Origin of the sequence: Agrobacterium sp. CGMCC 11546, from assembly GCF_013365515.1 — a bacterium.
GTDB lineage: Bacteria > Pseudomonadota > Alphaproteobacteria > Rhizobiales > Rhizobiaceae > Agrobacterium > Agrobacterium fabrum.
In genome coordinates this window covers 1,894,601-1,910,218 of record NZ_CP047388.1, presented here as the reverse complement: position 1 = coordinate 1,910,218, position 15,618 = coordinate 1,894,601, and the positions used below count along the sequence as shown (strand labels likewise).

The window sequence follows — 15,618 nt, the reverse complement described above, 5'->3', positions numbered from 1 at the left end:
AGGAGTTAGAGCGCAATGCGTCCCTCTGCCCCGGCCATCTCCAGACAGACACTTCTCGATGAACCCCGCCCGGGCTCATTGACCATTGGCTACGAGCCGAGCGAAGAAGCACAACCGACGGAGAACCCTCCGCGCTTTTCATGGCTACCCGATATTGACGACGGCGCGCGTTACGCGCTGCGCATTTCGACCGATCCCGGCTTTGCAGACAAAAAAACGCTCGTCTTCGAAGATCTCGCCTGGAATTTCTTCACCCCGGATGAAGCACTGCCGGACGGCCATTATCACTGGTGTTATGCGCTATGGGATCAGAAATCCGCAACAGCGCATTCCAACTGGAGCGCCGTCCGCAGTTTCGAGATCAGTGAAGCACTGCCGAAAACGCCGCTGCCCGGCAGGTCCGCCCGCCATGCTGCCGCGCAAACCAGCCACCCTCGGCTGTGGCTCAACTCCGAGCAATTGAGTGCCTTCGCCGATGCCGTTGCGAAGGACCCCAACCATTGCGGCTGGGCCGAGTTTTACGAAAAATCGGTCGAGCCGTGGCTCGAGCGGCCGGTCATGCCGGAACCGCAGCCTTATCCCAACAACACGCGTGTCGCCACGCTCTGGCGGCAGATGTATATAGATTGCCAGGAAGTGATCTATGCGATCCGGCACCTGGCCATTGCCGGCCGCGTGCTCGGGCGTGACGACCTGCTCGATGCGTCCCGTAAATGGCTGTTGGCCGTCGCCGCCTGGGACACGAAAGGGGCGACCTCGCGCGCCTATAATGACGAGGCGGGGTTCCGTGTCGTCGTCGCGCTCGCCTGGGGTTATGACTGGCTATACGACCACCTGAGCGAAGACGAACGCAGGACCGTGCGATCCGTTCTTCTCGAACGGACGCGGGAAGTTGCCGACCATGTCATCGCACACGCCCGCATTCACGTCTTTCCCTATGACAGCCATGCCGTGCGCTCGCTTTCGGCTGTATTGACGCCGGCCTGTATCGCACTTCAGGGCGAAAGCGACGAGGCTGGCGAATGGCTCGACTATACCGTCGAATTCCTTGCCACGCTCTATTCTCCCTGGGCGGGAACCGATGGTGGTTGGGCGGAAGGTCCGCATTACTGGATGACCGGCATGGCCTATCTCATCGAGGCCGCCAATCTGATCCGCTCCTATATCGGTTATGACCTTTATCAACGGCCTTTTTTCCAGAATACCGGCCGCTTCCCGCTTTACACCAAGGCGCCCGGCACCCGTCGCGCCAACTTCGGCGACGACTCCACGCTCGGCGATCTTCCCGGCCTGAAACTCGGCTACAATGTCCGGCAATTTGCCGGCGTCACCGGCAATGGCCATTACCAATGGTATTTCGATCACATCAAGGCTGATGCGACGGGGACCGAAATGGCCTTTTACAATTACGGCTGGTGGGACCTGAACTTCGACGATCTCGTCTATCGCCACGATTACCCGCAGGTGGAGGCCGTCTCGCCAGCCGACCTGCCGGCACTCGCCGTTTTCGATGATATCGGTTGGGCGACCATCCAAAAAGACATGGAAGACCCGGACCGGCACCTGCAGTTCGTCTTCAAATCCAGCCCTTACGGTTCGCTCAGTCACAGTCACGGCGACCAGAACGCCTTTGTGCTTTATGCCCATGGCGAGGATCTGGCGATCCAGTCCGGTTATTACGTGGCGTTCAATTCGCAGATGCATCTGAATTGGCGCCGTCAGACACGGTCGAAAAACGCCGTGCTGATCGGCGGCAAAGGGCAATATGCGGAAAAGGACAAGGCACTTGCACGCCGCGCCGCCGGCCGCGTCGTCTCGGTGGAGGAACTGCCGGGACATGTTCGTATCGTCGGCGATGCGACCGCCGCATATCAGGTTGCGAACCCCCTTGTTCAAAAGGTGCTGCGCGAAACCCACTTCGTCAATGACAGCTACTTCGTGATTGTCGACGAGGTGGAATGTTCCGAACCCCAGGAACTGCAATGGCTTTGCCATACACTCGGAGCGCTGCAGACCGGCAGGTCAAGCTTCCGCTACAATGGCCGCAAAGCCGGTTTCTACGGACAGTTCGTCTATTCTTCGGGCGGTAAGCCGCAAATCAGCGCCGTGGAAGGTTTTCCCGATATCGATCCGAAAGAATTCGAAGGCCTCGACATTCACCACCATGTCTGCGCCACGGTTCCGGCCGCCACCCGGCATCGCCTTGTCACCCTTCTGGTGCCTTATAGCCTGAAGGAGCCGAAGCGCATTTTCAGCTTCATCGATGATCAGGGTTTTTCCACCGACATCTACTTCAGCGATGTCGATGACGAGCGTTTCAAGCTCTCCCTTTCCAAGCAGTTCTAACATTACGAGGTTTTCCAATGCAGCGTTTTACCAACAGAACCATCGTTGTCGCCGGGGCCGGCCGGGATATCGGCCGTGCATGCGCCATCCGTTTCGCACAGGAAGGCGCCAATGTCGTTCTTACCTATAACGGCGCGGCAGAGGGTGCGGCCACAGCCGTTTCCGAAATCGAAAAGCTTGGCCGGTCGGCTCTGGCGATAAAGGCAGATCTCACAAACGCCGCCGAAGTCGAGGCTGCGATTTCTGCGGCTGCCGACAAGTTTGGAGAAATCCACGGCCTCGTCCATGTTGCCGGCGGCCTGATCGCCCGCAAGACAATTGCAGAGATGGATGAAGCATTCTGGCGTCAGGTCCTCGACGTCAATCTGACATCGCTGTTTCTGACGGCCAAGGCCGCATTGCCGAAAATGGCCAAAGGCGGCGCGATCGTCACCTTCTCGTCGCAGGCCGGCCGTGATGGCGGCGGGCCAGGCGCTCTTGCCTATGCCACCTCCAAGGGTGCAGTAATGACCTTCACCCGCGGACTTGCCAAGGAAGTCGGTCCTGATATCCGCGTCAACGCCGTTTGCCCTGGCATGATCTCCACCACTTTCCACGACACCTTCACCAAGCCGGAGGTGCGCGAACGGGTGGCTGGCGCGACGTCGCTCAAGCGCGAAGGATCGAGCGCAGACGTCGCCGGTCTGGTGGCCTTCCTCGCATCTGACGATGCCGCTTATGTCACCGGCGCCTGCTACGACGTCAATGGCGGCGTCCTGTTCTCCTGATGATCCGGATCGCCTCATGACGGTAACGCTCCCCCGGGCTGGCCGGATTGCCATTCTCGGCACCTCGCTCGTCCAGCAGAACCATATTGGCGACGCCAGCTCGCTTGCCACATCGGCACGCGGCTGGATGAGCTGGGCAGAGGTCCTGTCGCATGGCAGGCTTTGCTGCCCGGTCCACCACGATCCATCCGTGCCGCCCGGCTGGGAGCCGAGCAACCGGCCGGGCATCAGCCGGTTCTTTTCCGGTCTCAATTTCGGAGTTTCCGGCCAGAAGGCGGTCGAGATCGAACGCCGGCTGCCACGGTTGCTGCAATCGGATTTCGATCTGGTTATTGTCGATGCCGGCACCAACGACATGATGGTGGAAACGCGCCAGACGATTGCAGATACGCGGGCAAGGATCGCCTCAGTCCTGCTCGCCGCCGGCAAGACCGTCATTTTGCTTCCCATTCTGGCGCGAAGCACTGGAAAATGGCCGGCGGGCGGTGCAGAGCGGGCAAAGGCCCACTGGATCAACCGGCAGAGCACCGAATTTGCGGCCAACAACGCCAATTGCCATGTCTTCGACTGGAACGCGGCGTGGGTCGATCCTGACAGCGAATGCGGTGAGCCATATCCCGGCTATTCCGATGACGGAACCCATTTTTCCGTGGCCGGCGCCTTTGCGGTCGGGCAATTGCTGGCGGATTATCTCGAAACGATCGTGCCCCGTGCGCCGGCCCGGCTCCTGTCAAAGGATGATCGCTTCGATCCGGCAAACAATCCCGCCGGCAATCTCGCATCAGATCTCTCGGCCCGGATCGTCACCGACACAGATGAGCAGAACCATCGTCTCGGCGGGCAGCTTGTCCACCCCGGCACGGGCGTCTGGGTGGAGGCTATCTGCGATGTGGAGGTACCGGCACATGATGGTGTCCTCGGGATATCGCTGCGACTGAAAGATGTCGCAGCCGAAGGACAGACGGTGACAGCGCTGGCACCCTTCCGTGCCGATGACGGCAGACCCTTTTCCTTTCCATCCGGACAGTGGAAAGGCGCGTTAAGAACCCCTCCCCTGAAACTGCGGCCGGGCAAAGCGCCACCTGAGCTTTTTCTCGATGTGATTTTGCTGCCCGGTTCTCAACCGATCGAGATCGATGTTTCCGGAATTGACATCCACCCCATTTCAAATCCGGTGCGTGCATGAAACATTCTCAGGACAAACCACGCCTGCTGATCGCGATGCGTAGCGAGCTTCCGGAAGGCTTCTTCGGTCCGCGCGAGTGGGCAAGGCTGAATGCCGTAACGGATATTATTCCGGGTTTTCCCCACGCGGATTTCGACACGGCTGACGGTGCCGAAGCCCTCGCCGGCGCTGATATTATGCTCGCGGCCTGGGGTACGCCACCTCTTACACGCGACCGCCTTTCGCGCGCGCCGCGGCTGAAAATGCTGGCCTATGCGGCATCATCGGTGCGGGTGGTTGCACCGGCGGAATTCTGGGAGACGTCGGATATTCTGGTCACGACAGCAGCTTCTGCCATGGCCGTGCCGGTTGCCGAATTCACCTATGCGGCAATCATCATGTGCGGCAAGGATGTGTTTCGATTGCGGGATGAACACAGAACAGAGCGCGGCACCGGCGTTTTTGGCAGCAGGCGCGGCAGAAGCCTGCCACATCTTGGCAATCATGCCCGCAAGGTTGGCATTGTCGGCGCCTCGCGCATCGGGCGGCTGGTGATGGAGATGCTGGCGCGCGGCAAATTCGAGATTGCCGTTTACGATCCCTTTCTGTCAGCGGAGGAGGCCGCGTCCCTTGGCGCAAAGAAAGCCGAACTGGACGAGCTTCTCGCTTGGTCGGACGTCGTTTCACTGCACGCACCGATCCTGCCGGAAACGCACCATATGATCGGCGCCCGCGAACTGGCGCTGATGGCCGACCATGCCATCTTCATCAACACCGCGCGAGGCTGGCTGGTCGACCACGATGCACTGCTGGCTGAAGCGATTTCTGGACGGCTGCGCATTCTGATCGACACGCCCGAACCCGAGCCCCTGCCCACGGACAGCCCGTTTTACGATCTGCCCAATGTCGTTCTCACCCCCCATATAGCCGGAGCGCTGGGCAATGAATTGCGGGCGCTTTCCGATCTGGCCATTACCGAGATCGAACGCTTCGTCGCGGGACTTCTGCCGCTCCACCCGGTCCGGAAGCAGGATATGGAGCGTATGGCATGAGTGGTTCCGACTATTGCTTTTCGACCCTCGGCTGCTCCGAACTCAGCCTCCACGAGACCGCCGATCTGGCAGAGCTCCATGGCATCGCAAGCGTCGAACTGCGCGCACTTTCCGGCACCATCGACCTTATAGCCGCGCTCACTGCCGAATTTGGCACACCTGCCCGATTTGCCGCCTTTCTGAGCGAACGCAACCTCAGGGTTGCCGCTCTCAACACATCCATGCGGTTATTCGGGAGCGATAGTCTCTCCGAGATCGAGCCCTTCATCGACTGGGCAGAGGCTGCCAACATCGCCTATCTGCGGATATTCGACGGCGGCAAGAAAATTGGGCCGGAAGATTTGGACCGTTCGGCGGCGCTGCTGGATAATTGGCAAGCCGTTAGACAGACACGTGGACTGAACGTCGACCTGATGATCGAAACCCATGATGCGCTTTCGGATTTTGAACAGCTTCTCACCTTCATCGAGCAGGTGCCGGCCGCCCGGATATTGTGGGACACCCACCACACCTGGGCAAAAGGCTCCAATCTCAAAATGGTTTGGCGTCAGATCGAAAGAAACGTCGTCCATCTGCACGTCAAGGACAGCGTGATGGATAGCGACGGAAAACGGCGCTACGTTTTGCCAGGGCAAGGCGAGTTTCCGATATCAGAGTTGCTTTCGCTTATTCTGCCGAATGAACGGCAAATCCCTCTCAGTCTGGAATGGGAACGCCACTGGCATCCCCAACTGCCACCGCTCGCAGATGCACTCAAGGCTGCGCACAGCTGGTGGCGACAAGGAGTCTCCTGATGCGCATAGCCGAAATTCACCTCACACCGGTCGCCATTCCCGACAGGCCACTTTTGAACTGCAAAGGTGTCCATCAGCCGCATGCACTGCGCACCGTCATCGAGGTCATATGCGATGACGGTACGGTCGGCCTCGGGGAAAGTTACGGAAGTATCAAGGCGCTGGAAGGTCTGCGGCGCGCTGCTCCGGCACTCATCGGACTGGATCCATTTCATCTGCACGAACTGAAGTCCCGGATCATAGCCGCTTTGCCGGATGGCGGCGGTATCAATGCCAAATCAGCCGTCGCCGATCACAAGCTGACGGATGTGGTCGCATCTGCCTTTGAAGTTCCGTGTCTCGACATTCAGGGCAAGCTTCTCGGTCGCCCGGTATGCGACCTCCTCGGCGGAGCTGTTCGGACCAGTGTACCATTCAGTGCCTATCTGTTTTTCAAGTTTGCGGGGCATATCGGAGAAGCGCCGGACGAATGGGGAGAGGTTCTCACACCTGACCAGATGGTTGGGGAAGCGCGCAGAATGGTCGAGAACCACGGCTTCCAATCGCTGAAGCTCAAGGGCGGCGTACTCCATCCCGACCTTGAAATCGAAACTATGCTGAAGCTTCGGGAAGCCTTTCCGCGTCATCCTTTGCGCATTGACCCAAATGGAGGCTGGACGGTCGAGACTGCGATCCATGTGGCGCGCAAGCTTGAGAATGTTCTGGAATATCTGGAAGACCCGGTCCTGGGCATGGACCAGATGGCGCAAGTGGCCGCCGCAACCTCAATCCCTCTCGCGACAAACATGGTCGTGCTGGAGTTCGATCACATTGCCGCAGCCTTTGAAAAAAAGGCGGTAAAGATAGTGCTTTCCGATCATCACTACTGGGGCGGTCTTCGCGCCGCATCCCATCTTTCAAAAATCTGCGAGGTGCTGGACCTAGGTCTTTCGATGCATTCCAACTCGCATCTTGGCATCACACTCGCGGCGATGGTCCACGCCGCTGCTGCGACACCAAATCTCACCTTCGACTGCGACACCCATTACCCCTGGACGGCGACAGACGTCATCGAAGGAACGCCCTTCATTTTCCGCGACGGGAAACTTGCCTTGCCGACAAAACCGGGACTTGGCGTATCACTGGACAGGAACAAACTCGCGTCTCTTGCGGCACTTTATGACGAGAGCAGTTTGAAGGAACGCGATGACACGGCTTACATGAAGCTTTTTGATCCCGATTACACAAGACGCGTGCCGCGTTGGTGAGGTTGCTGCAAGCTGCCGCGACGTCACCGCACTCGGTGCTTTTCTGGCATCTGAGGACGCTCTCGCTGCATCCTGACCGTCGTTTCGCCACCCGCGGCGACTCCGAGAAGCGCCGCGACGACCCCTTGGGCTACAAGAGCGCCACAGACCGCAACCGCTTCGCGAAATCCATCCGCCTCTGGATGCGGGCCTGTCAGCACGACGATTCCATTGCCAAAATGGTAACGAGCCGCGGCAATATCGCCGTTCTGATAGGTGGCAATCTTCTTGAACCCGCGTACGTCTTTCGGCTCTGACATGTACGGACCATCCTGAAAGAAGACCGTCTGCTTTTCCCCGTCCGCTCGCGAGGTAGGCGCCCATGCACGAGCCGTAAAAGCCGCCTCCCCTCCAAGCAATCGAACTTGCGCCAATCAAAAGTTGCATAAATGATTGACTCTTTTGCCTACGTGGGCAAGCTTCAGTAAGAAAATGACGGGGAACATAACAAATCATCATGTCGCCAGATCGCTTCAATGAATGCCTGCGGGTGATCCGCTGGACGCCAATCAATATTGCCTCTGCCCTGCAATGCGAACTCTCCTGGATCGAAGCGCTGGAAGCCGGCAATGAAGCCGTTCCTGATGGGCTCGCAACATGGCTGGAAACGCTAGCACAAGCTCATGAGGCCCTGCCGCCGCCATCGACCTACCGGGGAAAACGGTCGTCGTTCTGACGGGGGTAACAGCTGAAAACTTCACCAACAATCGGATCATAGCAATGAAATCTCTTATTGCGGCCATTGGCCTCATCGCCTTCTCAAGCCCTGCCTTCGCAGCTTCCTGCGAGAAAAACTTCACCGTTTCGGGTGTGTCGATGGTGACTGCCGTCTCTTACAAGTCCTGGCAGGAGCTGCCGAAAGCCAAGGCACCTGCCGTCCTTCAGAAGCTTGCCCAGGCAGTCGCGGCAGAAGGCTTCTCCGGGATCCAGATCAACAAGGCACTTTCGTCGATCGATGCCCATCAGGAAACCAGCGGCAGCGGCAGAATTCAGACGCTGCGGGTGGTGGCGCGCCAGAAAGGCAATGCTGTCCGGATCGATGCTGTTTTCAATATCCAGGCAGGACAGATCGCTGACAAGAACGTCATTCGCGAGGGCATCTGCAATATCATAAAGGGCGTGTGAGGCGCAGCTCAACAACATCTGACCTCGGTGGCATGATGCCTTCTATGCACCGAGGCAGGCCTTTGTGTTGAGCAAAGGCACCTGCTGGCCCTCCTCGCAAACCGAACGCGACAGCACCACAACAGCCATGTCGGAAGTGGGATTGGCCAATGCCGAGGCGCTGAAGCCCGACCGCTACTATACTGCCGCGTGCATGTAGATGTTCTTCCGGCCCGGCACGATCGATATCGAGCACTGGCGCGATGGACGGCCGGTTCTGCTGGTCTCTCGCGCGCGACTGTCCACCAGAAACTCGCAGGCCTGATCGATGCGGGATTGATCCGTGAGACCGAGGAAACGCGGCCGTCTCTACCGCGGCGCGCAAGGTGCGGCGGGTGAGATCGGCCATATCCAGTTCGCGCGCGAGCCCGCGCCACTCTGCCGCTGCGGCAAGATCGGCTGCGTCGAGGCGCGTGCCGCCGGCTGGGGCAATCGCCCGCGAGCTGCGCAGGGAGGGCGTCGAGGCCCATACCGCCCGCGACGTGACCCGGCTTGTCGAACTTGGACAGCCGCTTGCCATTCACCTCGTCAGGGAGTCCGGCCGCATTCTCGGCGAGGTCATGACAAGCCTCGTCAGCATCCTGAACCCGCAGATGATCGTCATCGGCGGCACGCTGGCCATTGCCAACGACCATCTTCTGGCCGGCATTCGCGAACTGGTCTACAAACGCTCGCTTCCGCTGGCGACCAGGGAACTGGAACTGGTGATAGCGCCGCCAGACCCCGACGCTGGTATCATAGGCGCCGCCATTCTCGTGGTTGAGGAACAGATGAAGGCGCAGAACGTCGAAATGGTGATGTTGCGTCACAGTGCGCACCCGGCGCTCAGGTGAAGGAACAGATTTGCGCTCAGTCCGAGCTTTGCTGTCAAATGTGAACAACAGTGGCTCGCCCGACGCGACTTGTTTAATTGGTCAGCGCCGTGAAACAGGTATCGAAAAACTCCAAACCATGTGACCAAAGCCGATCAGCACTGACACGTTAAAGCCAGTCCAGCGCCTTCGCTGCGCGAATGGCTTCGGAGCGCCGGTTACAATCGAGCTTCCGGAAAAGGTTGCCCAGGTGAAACTTTACCGTCACTTCCGAGATGTTCAGCGTCTGGGCGATCTTCTTGTTCGACATACCACTGGCAAGCAGTTGCAGCATCTGCGCTTCCCGCTGGGAAAGCCCGCCATGCAGGGCGCGCGCCTGCGGCGAGTTTACCGAGTCGGCAAATATCGACAGCGCGGTGCGGACATCGGAGGAGGTCTCGATGAAACTGCGGATGCGACGATTGTTCAAGAGCGGTGACAGGAACACACGCTCCTTCGACAACACACCTCTGCAGCCAAGGCGGGTCGCGGATTCAAGGGCTGTAAGAATATGCGCGCGGGCAGCGGCATTGTCGCGGCGCTGATGCGCGGCATAGCTCTGCCAGATCCTGAGCGCTACTTTTTCCCGGTTGGTAACCTTGGGGTTGGCGATCATCGCGTCTATCTGGCGGGAGAGATAGGCGCGCGGCGTAAAGAGATGCACGGCGTCGCGTAGCCACGCCATGACATAGGCGATCTCGTCACGACGCGTCAGCCTCGACAGGTCCTCATGCGCACTTTCCACCCAGTTGCGGCCCATCGGCATGCGGATTGCCGAAAGAGTGGCGGCGGCATCCGCCCAGCGATTGGCATTCTGGTAGGCGATGGCCGTCCTGATCTCCATCATCGCGTGGAATTGAAGCCCTTCCGACAGGTGGATCCAGAGACCGTCCAGAAAACCCGCACGAACGGTCATCGGGAAATGGTCGATGAGCACCTGCGAGGCGTAAAACAGCGCAAACTGCATCAGGCTTGGCCAGATTTCGGCGGCGGCGAATTGATCGAACTCGTGCTCAACAAAATGCAGCAGGTCACGCGGCTTTCCCGCCTCGTAGGCGAGACAGGCCTCGGCAAGCCGCAACATCCGGAACTCCTGCACCGCATCATGCGGCACCTGCTCCAGCCTTGCGCGCGCCTCCTGTGCCGCCCGGCGAGCCAGAAGCACGTCGCCGCTCATCAGCCGCAGCACGATCTGGTGCAGATGGATGAAGAATTCGAGCAAAGGCTGCCCTCCCATCTTGCGCAGATAGATGAGGGCGCGGGTGGCCGCGGCCTCCGCCTCGCGAAAATTGCGGCGGCGGATTTCGAATTCAAGCAACGCATTATAATAAGCCGCCCATTTGCCGTGATCGTCCAAGGGATAATCGGCCATGAATTCGCCGAGGCGCGTTATCATCGCGTCGTTGGGCGTCAGGTCCTCGGCGATCATCAGGTTTAGCCGGAAGGTTCGGGCAGCGAAAGAAAACCGCGAGTCCCGGGAAAGCACTTTCAGCGGATCGAGATAGTCCGAGCCGAGGCTTTTGCCGACCAGATGCCGCACGCGTTGTAACTCTCCCTGTTTCAGCAGGGCGCGGGTCACGGCAAACAGCACGGTTTCGTTCGTTGCGATCATATCCTGTGAAAACCGCATGATGATCTCACGAAACCTGTCGACGCTGCTTCGGTAGATCAGTTCACGGCCGTGGGCGCGTTCAAGCATCTGTGCGGCATGGGTCTCATGGCCCCGGTCGAGCAACATCGCCATCGCCGCAAGCGAATTCCCTGCCCTTTCAAAGGCGGAGGCGACCTCCACCACGGCGCTGCCGACCTGCAAGGTGGCGAGACGGTCGCGTGCCGCCAGGGTCAAAAGCCGAAAGAGCGTGGGATGTTGTTCGGGACGTCCGGTGAGGAAAGGTGGGAGCAATTCCCTCCACTCCGCCTTGGGTTCAGCAGACGGATTTTCGAGCCACAAACAAAGCTCGACTGTCTGGGCGGGGGAAAGATGCGGCAGATAGTTTTCCCGCAGATATTCTGCACACAGCGTTTCATCCGGCTGCCGGGCCAACGCCAGGAAGGCCGGCCATCCCGCAAAATCCTCAAGCGCGATGCGTCGCTGTTCGAATGGGAGGCTTTCGGCTTCATCGTTACCTAGTGCCAGTTCATCCGGTCCGATGGTGAGCGAACCGCGATGCAGGATTTGTCGCGCCAGCCCGCTGATCCGTTGATCGGGGCGGCACGCGATGACCACGAAGCGCACCGATTCCAGAATGCTGGCAGGCATACGCACTGCCCGGGCAAAGACCGGCACGTCCCACAGAAGGCGGCCATTAGCCACATCGTCGCTTCGCGGCTGGTGCGTGCGGCATATGGTGGTGCCCAGCTCTTTCGCAAGCATCTCCAGCAGCACGCTTTTCCCCGCTCCTGCCGGCGCACGCAGAAAAATGACACCGGCGGTTTCGCAGGCGATACGACGGCAAAGGCGGGTGCGGGGCAAAAGCATCATTCCCGAGGGATAGGAGATTTAATCAACAAAACCTATACCAATCTTTCAAAAAACTATACCTTTCAGCAATTGTTCAAACCGACATGCGGTGAAAAATTGTGCTCAGACAACTGATGCACAAGGAACGTTCCACCGATGCAGCAACATCCGCTGGTCGCGATTTTGAACAGGCTCGGCGCTTTCGTGCTGGTCATGATCGCCCTGTCCATCATGATTTTCGCGTTGGCCCGTGTGGTGCCGGGTGATCCCGCTCGCATGGCGCTCGGCCCGGCGGCAACGCAGGAACAGGTGGATGCGCTGCGCGGCGAGATGGGTCTCGACAAGCCGCTCGCCGTTCAATATCTCGACTATATCGGCAACGCCCTGCACGGCGATCTCGGCTTCTCACTGGTTTCCCAGCGCCCGGTCACCACCGATCTGGCGCAGACCGTTCCGGCCACGGTCGAGCTGGTGCTGGTCTCGGTCATCTTCATGTTCGCCGTCGCCATTCCACTCGGCGTCATCACCGCGCATTACCGCGATCGGCCGCTGGACCATATCGGCCGCATCCTGTCGCTCACCGGGGTGACGATCCCGAGCTTTCTTTTCGCCATCACGCTGCAATTGCTGGCCGCCCGGTTTCTCTCCGGCTGGCCGATCATCGGCAGGCTTGACCACGGGCTCGGCTGGCAGGGCGGTCCAACCGGTTTCATCCTGATCGACGGCACGTTGGCCGGACGGTTCGATGTGGTGCTGGATGCGCTCAAGCATCTCGCGTTGCCGGCCTTTGCGCTTTCCATGGCGGGCATCGGCCAGATCACTCGCATCACGCGCTCCTCGATGATCGAGAACCAGCGCAAGGACCACGTGCTGACCCTGCAAAGTTTCGGTGTGCCGGAGCGGGTCATCATCTTCCGTTATCTGCTGAAGCTTTCCTCCATCGCGCCGCTGACGATCATGGGGCTCGAATTCGCGTCGCTGATCGGCAATGCCTTCGTGATCGAAATGGTCTTCGCCTGGGGCGGCTTCGCTTCCTATGGGCTGAACGCCATCCTTCAGAAAGACCTCAATGCCGTGACCGCCGTGGTGCTGGTGGCCGGCCTGTTCTTCATCGTTGCGAACCTGATCGTGGATGTCCTGATCTCGATCATCGACCCGCGCCTGCGCCGCAAGGAGGCTCGCTGATGGCTGATATGAAAATGCTCGAACCCACCGATCGGGGCCTAAGCGCCGGTTACATGATGTGGTACCGCTTCAGCCGTAATCCGGCGGCGGTCATCGGTTCGCTGATCCTTTTGTCTGTGCTGGTGCTGGCGGTCTTTGCGCCATGGCTCACGCCCTATCCCAAACATATCGGCGCGGTTGTCGATTTCCGCGCCCGCCACATGCCGCCGGATCTGGAGCACTGGTTCGGCACCGACAAGGCCGGACGCGATATCTTTTCCCGTACCATCTTCGGGCTGCGGGTTTCGTTGCTTCTCGTCATCGGCGTGCTTGGCATTTCGGTGCCTGTCGGCACGGTACTTGGCCTCGTTGCCGGTTATTTCGGCGGCTGGACCGAAAAGCTCATCAGCGGCCTGACGAATGTGATGCTGGCCATGCCGCCGCTCGTCATGGCGCTCGCGGTCTCCAACCTCCTGGAACCGACTTTGACGAACGCCATGATCGCAATCACGCTGCTATGGTGGACCTGGCATGCGCGGCTGATCTATTCGGTATCGAAATCCATTGCCTCCGAAGACTACATCGAAGCCGCGCGTCTTGCCGGGGCGGGCCCGCTGCACATTCTCTTTCGTGAAATCTTGCCCAATTGCGTCTCGGTCATATCGGTCAAGACAACGCTGGATGCCGCCTTCGTTATCCTGTTCGGCGCAACGCTGAGCTTCCTCGGTTTCGGCGTCAAACCGCCGACCCCAGACCTTGGATCGATGGTTGCCGACGGGCGCCAGTTCATGCCGGATTTCTGGTGGGAAGTGCTCTGCCCCGGCGCGGCCGTGCTTTACGTGACGCTGGGTTTCAACCTGCTGGGCGACGGCCTGCGCGACATGTTCGACGTGGAAAGCTAAAGTCATGACTGAACCGCTTCTCAAGGTCGAAAACCTCAACGTCACCTTCTCCAATTACGGCCGCACCCGCCAGGTGCTGCGCAATGTCGCCTTCACGGTTGCCGCCGGCGAGCGCGTGGCGCTGATCGGCGAGACCGGATCGGGCAAATCCGTCACCGCCAAGACGATCATCGGCACCCTGCCGAAGAATGCCGCGATCACATCAGGCGCCATCATCATCGATGGCCGGGATGTGCTTGCTCTGCCGCGCAAAGAACGTGAGGCGCTGAAGGGAACGGCCTTTTCGCTGATAATGCAGGACCCGCTATCCTCCTTCAATCCGGTCTTCAAAATCGGCACGCATCTAGATGATGTCATGCGCTTTGCCGACAAACGCGATGGTATCAATTCGTCCAAGGCTGGGCGCCGCAACCGCATCGCAGCGGTTCTGCGCCGGGTGCAGCTTGCCGATACCGAGCGGGTGATGAATGCCTATCCGTCCGAACTTTCGGGCGGCATGCGCCAGCGTGTCCTGATCGGGCTTGCGCTTCTGCACCAGCCGAAGCTTCTGATCGCCGATGAGCCCGGCACCGCACTCGACGTGACCACGCAGGATGAAATCCTCAACCTCATCAACCAGCTGGTTGCCGAAGAAAACATGGCACTGCTGATGATCACCCACAATCTCGGCGTCGTGCGCAAGGTGGCGGACCGGGTCGTGGTCATGCATCACGGTGATATCGTTGAGACTGGTCCCTGCACGCAAATCCTGCATTCTCCTGCTGCGGATTATACGCGTTCGCTGCTGGATGCGGTGCCGCCGCTCTATGGCTCCCGTGTCACGGATCTCGCCCAAAGCACGCGGCAGCCGATCATCACCATCGAAGGCCTCAACAAGATTTACGGCAGACGCAATGGCTACCATGCCGTGCGCGACGTGAACATCACGCTGAAGGAAGGCGAAGTGTTCGGTTTGGCCGGTGAATCCGGCTCCGGCAAGACCTCGGTTGCGCGCATGATCATGGGCCTTTCGCGTCCCACTTCCGGTAATCTCGTCATTGACGCCCCGGTGCCTGAACGCGGCAAGCGCCTGACGCAGATCGTTTACCAAAATCCCGGTACTTCGCTCAATCCGAAGCGTACCGTCAGGCAGACGCTCGCTCTGCCATTGAAATCCATCGGCATGGACGGCCAGGTGCGTGAAAGCCGCATGCAGGAACTGATGGAGCTGGTGCGACTGCCGCAATCCTATCTCGGCAAATATCCGCATGAGCTTTCCGGCGGCCAGAAGCAGCGCGTGGCGATTGCCCGCGCACTGGCGGCCGAGCCGAAAATCCTCATCCTCGATGAGCCAACGGCAGCACTCGATGTCTCCGTGCAGAAGACGGTGATCGACCTTCTGCTGCAGCTGCGCGAGGAGCTTGGCCTGACCTATCTGATGATCTCGCACGACCTGTCGCTGATGCGCAATTTCTGTTCGCGCATCGCCATCATGCTGCGTGGCGAGATTGTCGAAGAGGGCGTGACGTCGGCGGTCTTCGCCGAGCCGTCGCATCCCTATACCCGCGCCCTGATAGCGGCCATCCCCGTCGTCACCGACGAGGAAGAGCGTCTGAAACCCACCGTGACCGAGGAAGAGCGCATGCGCTTCCTCGTAAAAACGACAGATTGATAAAGAGGAGCCTGA

The 15,618-nt window shown here is 59.5% G+C and carries 14 protein-coding genes and 1 pseudogene; 14 read left to right on the top strand and 1 reads right to left on the bottom strand.

The window, feature by feature from the left end; translation table 11 throughout:
• The first annotated feature begins 15 nt into the window (after positions 1-15).
• The 11 genes and pseudogenes from GSF67_RS23245 (at position 16) to GSF67_RS23200 (ending at position 9,407) form a co-directional block, all read left to right on the top strand.
• The gene (locus GSF67_RS23245) at positions 16-2,346 is read left to right on the top strand and encodes an alginate lyase (RefSeq protein WP_176072096.1); all 2,331 of its coding nucleotides are present in this window, start codon (positions 16-18) and stop codon (positions 2,344-2,346) included.
• A 17-nt stretch (positions 2,347-2,363) separates the two neighbouring features.
• Positions 2,364-3,113: an SDR family NAD(P)-dependent oxidoreductase gene (locus GSF67_RS23240; RefSeq protein ID WP_006312005.1), complete on the top strand. Its 750-nt coding sequence runs from the start codon at positions 2,364-2,366 to the stop codon at positions 3,111-3,113.
• A 16-nt stretch (positions 3,114-3,129) separates the two neighbouring features.
• Complete coding sequence (locus GSF67_RS23235; protein ID WP_006312004.1) at positions 3,130-4,299, top strand: SGNH/GDSL hydrolase family protein; 1,170 nt, start codon at positions 3,130-3,132, stop codon at positions 4,297-4,299.
• Complete coding sequence (locus GSF67_RS23230) at positions 4,296-5,330, top strand: hydroxyacid dehydrogenase (RefSeq protein ID WP_006312003.1); 1,035 nt, start codon at positions 4,296-4,298, stop codon at positions 5,328-5,330. The genes GSF67_RS23235 and GSF67_RS23230 overlap by 4 nt, the downstream gene beginning before the upstream one ends.
• On the top strand, positions 5,327-6,124 hold the full coding sequence (locus GSF67_RS23225; protein ID WP_006312002.1) for a sugar phosphate isomerase/epimerase: 798 nt from the start codon (positions 5,327-5,329) through the stop codon (positions 6,122-6,124). Before GSF67_RS23230 ends, GSF67_RS23225 begins: the two co-directional genes overlap by 4 nt.
• Positions 6,124-7,371: a glucarate dehydratase family protein gene (locus GSF67_RS23220; protein ID WP_006312000.1), complete on the top strand. Its 1,248-nt coding sequence runs from the start codon at positions 6,124-6,126 to the stop codon at positions 7,369-7,371. The genes GSF67_RS23225 and GSF67_RS23220 overlap by 1 nt, the downstream gene beginning before the upstream one ends.
• A complete protein-coding gene (locus GSF67_RS23215) occupies positions 7,365-7,667 on the top strand; it encodes a hypothetical protein (protein WP_176072095.1) in 303 nt (100 codons plus the stop codon). The genes GSF67_RS23220 and GSF67_RS23215 overlap by 7 nt, the downstream gene beginning before the upstream one ends.
• Before the next feature lie 200 nt (positions 7,668-7,867).
• Positions 7,868-8,086, top strand: a complete 219-nt coding sequence (locus GSF67_RS23210) for a hypothetical protein (RefSeq protein WP_003521599.1) — start codon at positions 7,868-7,870, stop codon at positions 8,084-8,086.
• Between the two features lie 44 nt (positions 8,087-8,130).
• A complete protein-coding gene (locus GSF67_RS23205; RefSeq protein WP_176072094.1) occupies positions 8,131-8,535 on the top strand; it encodes a hypothetical protein in 405 nt (134 codons plus the stop codon).
• Positions 8,536-8,857: 322 nt separating this feature from the next.
• Positions 8,858-8,965: pseudogene (locus GSF67_RS26105) on the top strand (ROK family protein); the annotation flags it as partial.
• Between the two features lie 22 nt (positions 8,966-8,987).
• On the top strand, positions 8,988-9,407 hold the full coding sequence (locus tag GSF67_RS23200; protein ID WP_006311994.1) for an ROK family protein: 420 nt from the start codon (positions 8,988-8,990) through the stop codon (positions 9,405-9,407).
• Positions 9,408-9,555: 148 nt separating this feature from the next.
• On the opposite strand, the gene GSF67_RS23195 is transcribed toward GSF67_RS23200, so the two are convergent.
• Positions 9,556-11,907, bottom strand: a complete 2,352-nt coding sequence (locus GSF67_RS23195; protein WP_176072093.1) for a LuxR C-terminal-related transcriptional regulator — start codon at positions 11,905-11,907, stop codon at positions 9,556-9,558.
• Positions 11,908-12,042: 135 nt separating this feature from the next.
• Between GSF67_RS23195 and GSF67_RS23190 the strand changes: the two genes are divergently transcribed.
• From GSF67_RS23190 to nikE, 3 genes are read left to right on the top strand one after another with little or no spacing between them, the layout of a single operon-like run.
• Positions 12,043-13,071, top strand: coding sequence for an ABC transporter permease (locus GSF67_RS23190; RefSeq protein ID WP_006311992.1), 1,029 nt, complete (start codon positions 12,043-12,045; stop codon positions 13,069-13,071).
• Positions 13,071-13,952, top strand: coding sequence for an ABC transporter permease (locus GSF67_RS23185; protein ID WP_006311991.1), 882 nt, complete (start codon positions 13,071-13,073; stop codon positions 13,950-13,952). The genes GSF67_RS23190 and GSF67_RS23185 overlap by 1 nt, the downstream gene beginning before the upstream one ends.
• 4 nt (positions 13,953-13,956) lie before the next feature.
• The gene (gene nikE / locus GSF67_RS23180) at positions 13,957-15,603 is read left to right on the top strand and encodes an ABC transporter ATP-binding protein (protein WP_006311990.1); all 1,647 of its coding nucleotides are present in this window, start codon (positions 13,957-13,959) and stop codon (positions 15,601-15,603) included.
• The last annotated feature ends 15 nt before the right edge of the window (positions 15,604-15,618 follow it).

Excerpts from the sequence above, each read along its gene's own strand:
- GSF67_RS23245 (WP_176072096.1), top strand. The coding sequence starts at position 16 with ATGCGTCCCTCTGCCCCGGCCATCTCCAGACAGACACTTCTCGATGAA.
- GSF67_RS23190 (WP_006311992.1), top strand. The coding sequence starts at position 12,043 with ATGCAGCAACATCCGCTGGTCGCGATTTTGAACAGGCTCGGCGCTTTC.
- GSF67_RS23240 (WP_006312005.1), top strand. The coding sequence starts at position 2,364 with ATGCAGCGTTTTACCAACAGAACCATCGTTGTCGCCGGGGCCGGCCGG.
- GSF67_RS23220 (WP_006312000.1), top strand. The coding sequence starts at position 6,124 with ATGCGCATAGCCGAAATTCACCTCACACCGGTCGCCATTCCCGACAGG.
- GSF67_RS23230 (WP_006312003.1), top strand. The coding sequence starts at position 4,296 with ATGAAACATTCTCAGGACAAACCACGCCTGCTGATCGCGATGCGTAGC.
- nikE (WP_006311990.1), top strand. The coding sequence starts at position 13,957 with ATGACTGAACCGCTTCTCAAGGTCGAAAACCTCAACGTCACCTTCTCC.
- GSF67_RS23195 (WP_176072093.1), bottom strand. The coding sequence starts at position 11,907 with ATGATGCTTTTGCCCCGCACCCGCCTTTGCCGTCGTATCGCCTGCGAA.
- GSF67_RS23205 (WP_176072094.1), top strand. The coding sequence starts at position 8,131 with ATGAAATCTCTTATTGCGGCCATTGGCCTCATCGCCTTCTCAAGCCCT.
- GSF67_RS23185 (WP_006311991.1), top strand. The coding sequence starts at position 13,071 with ATGGCTGATATGAAAATGCTCGAACCCACCGATCGGGGCCTAAGCGCC.
- GSF67_RS23235 (WP_006312004.1), top strand. The coding sequence starts at position 3,130 with ATGACGGTAACGCTCCCCCGGGCTGGCCGGATTGCCATTCTCGGCACC.
- GSF67_RS23225 (WP_006312002.1), top strand. The coding sequence starts at position 5,327 with ATGAGTGGTTCCGACTATTGCTTTTCGACCCTCGGCTGCTCCGAACTC.
- GSF67_RS23210 (WP_003521599.1), top strand. The coding sequence starts at position 7,868 with ATGTCGCCAGATCGCTTCAATGAATGCCTGCGGGTGATCCGCTGGACG.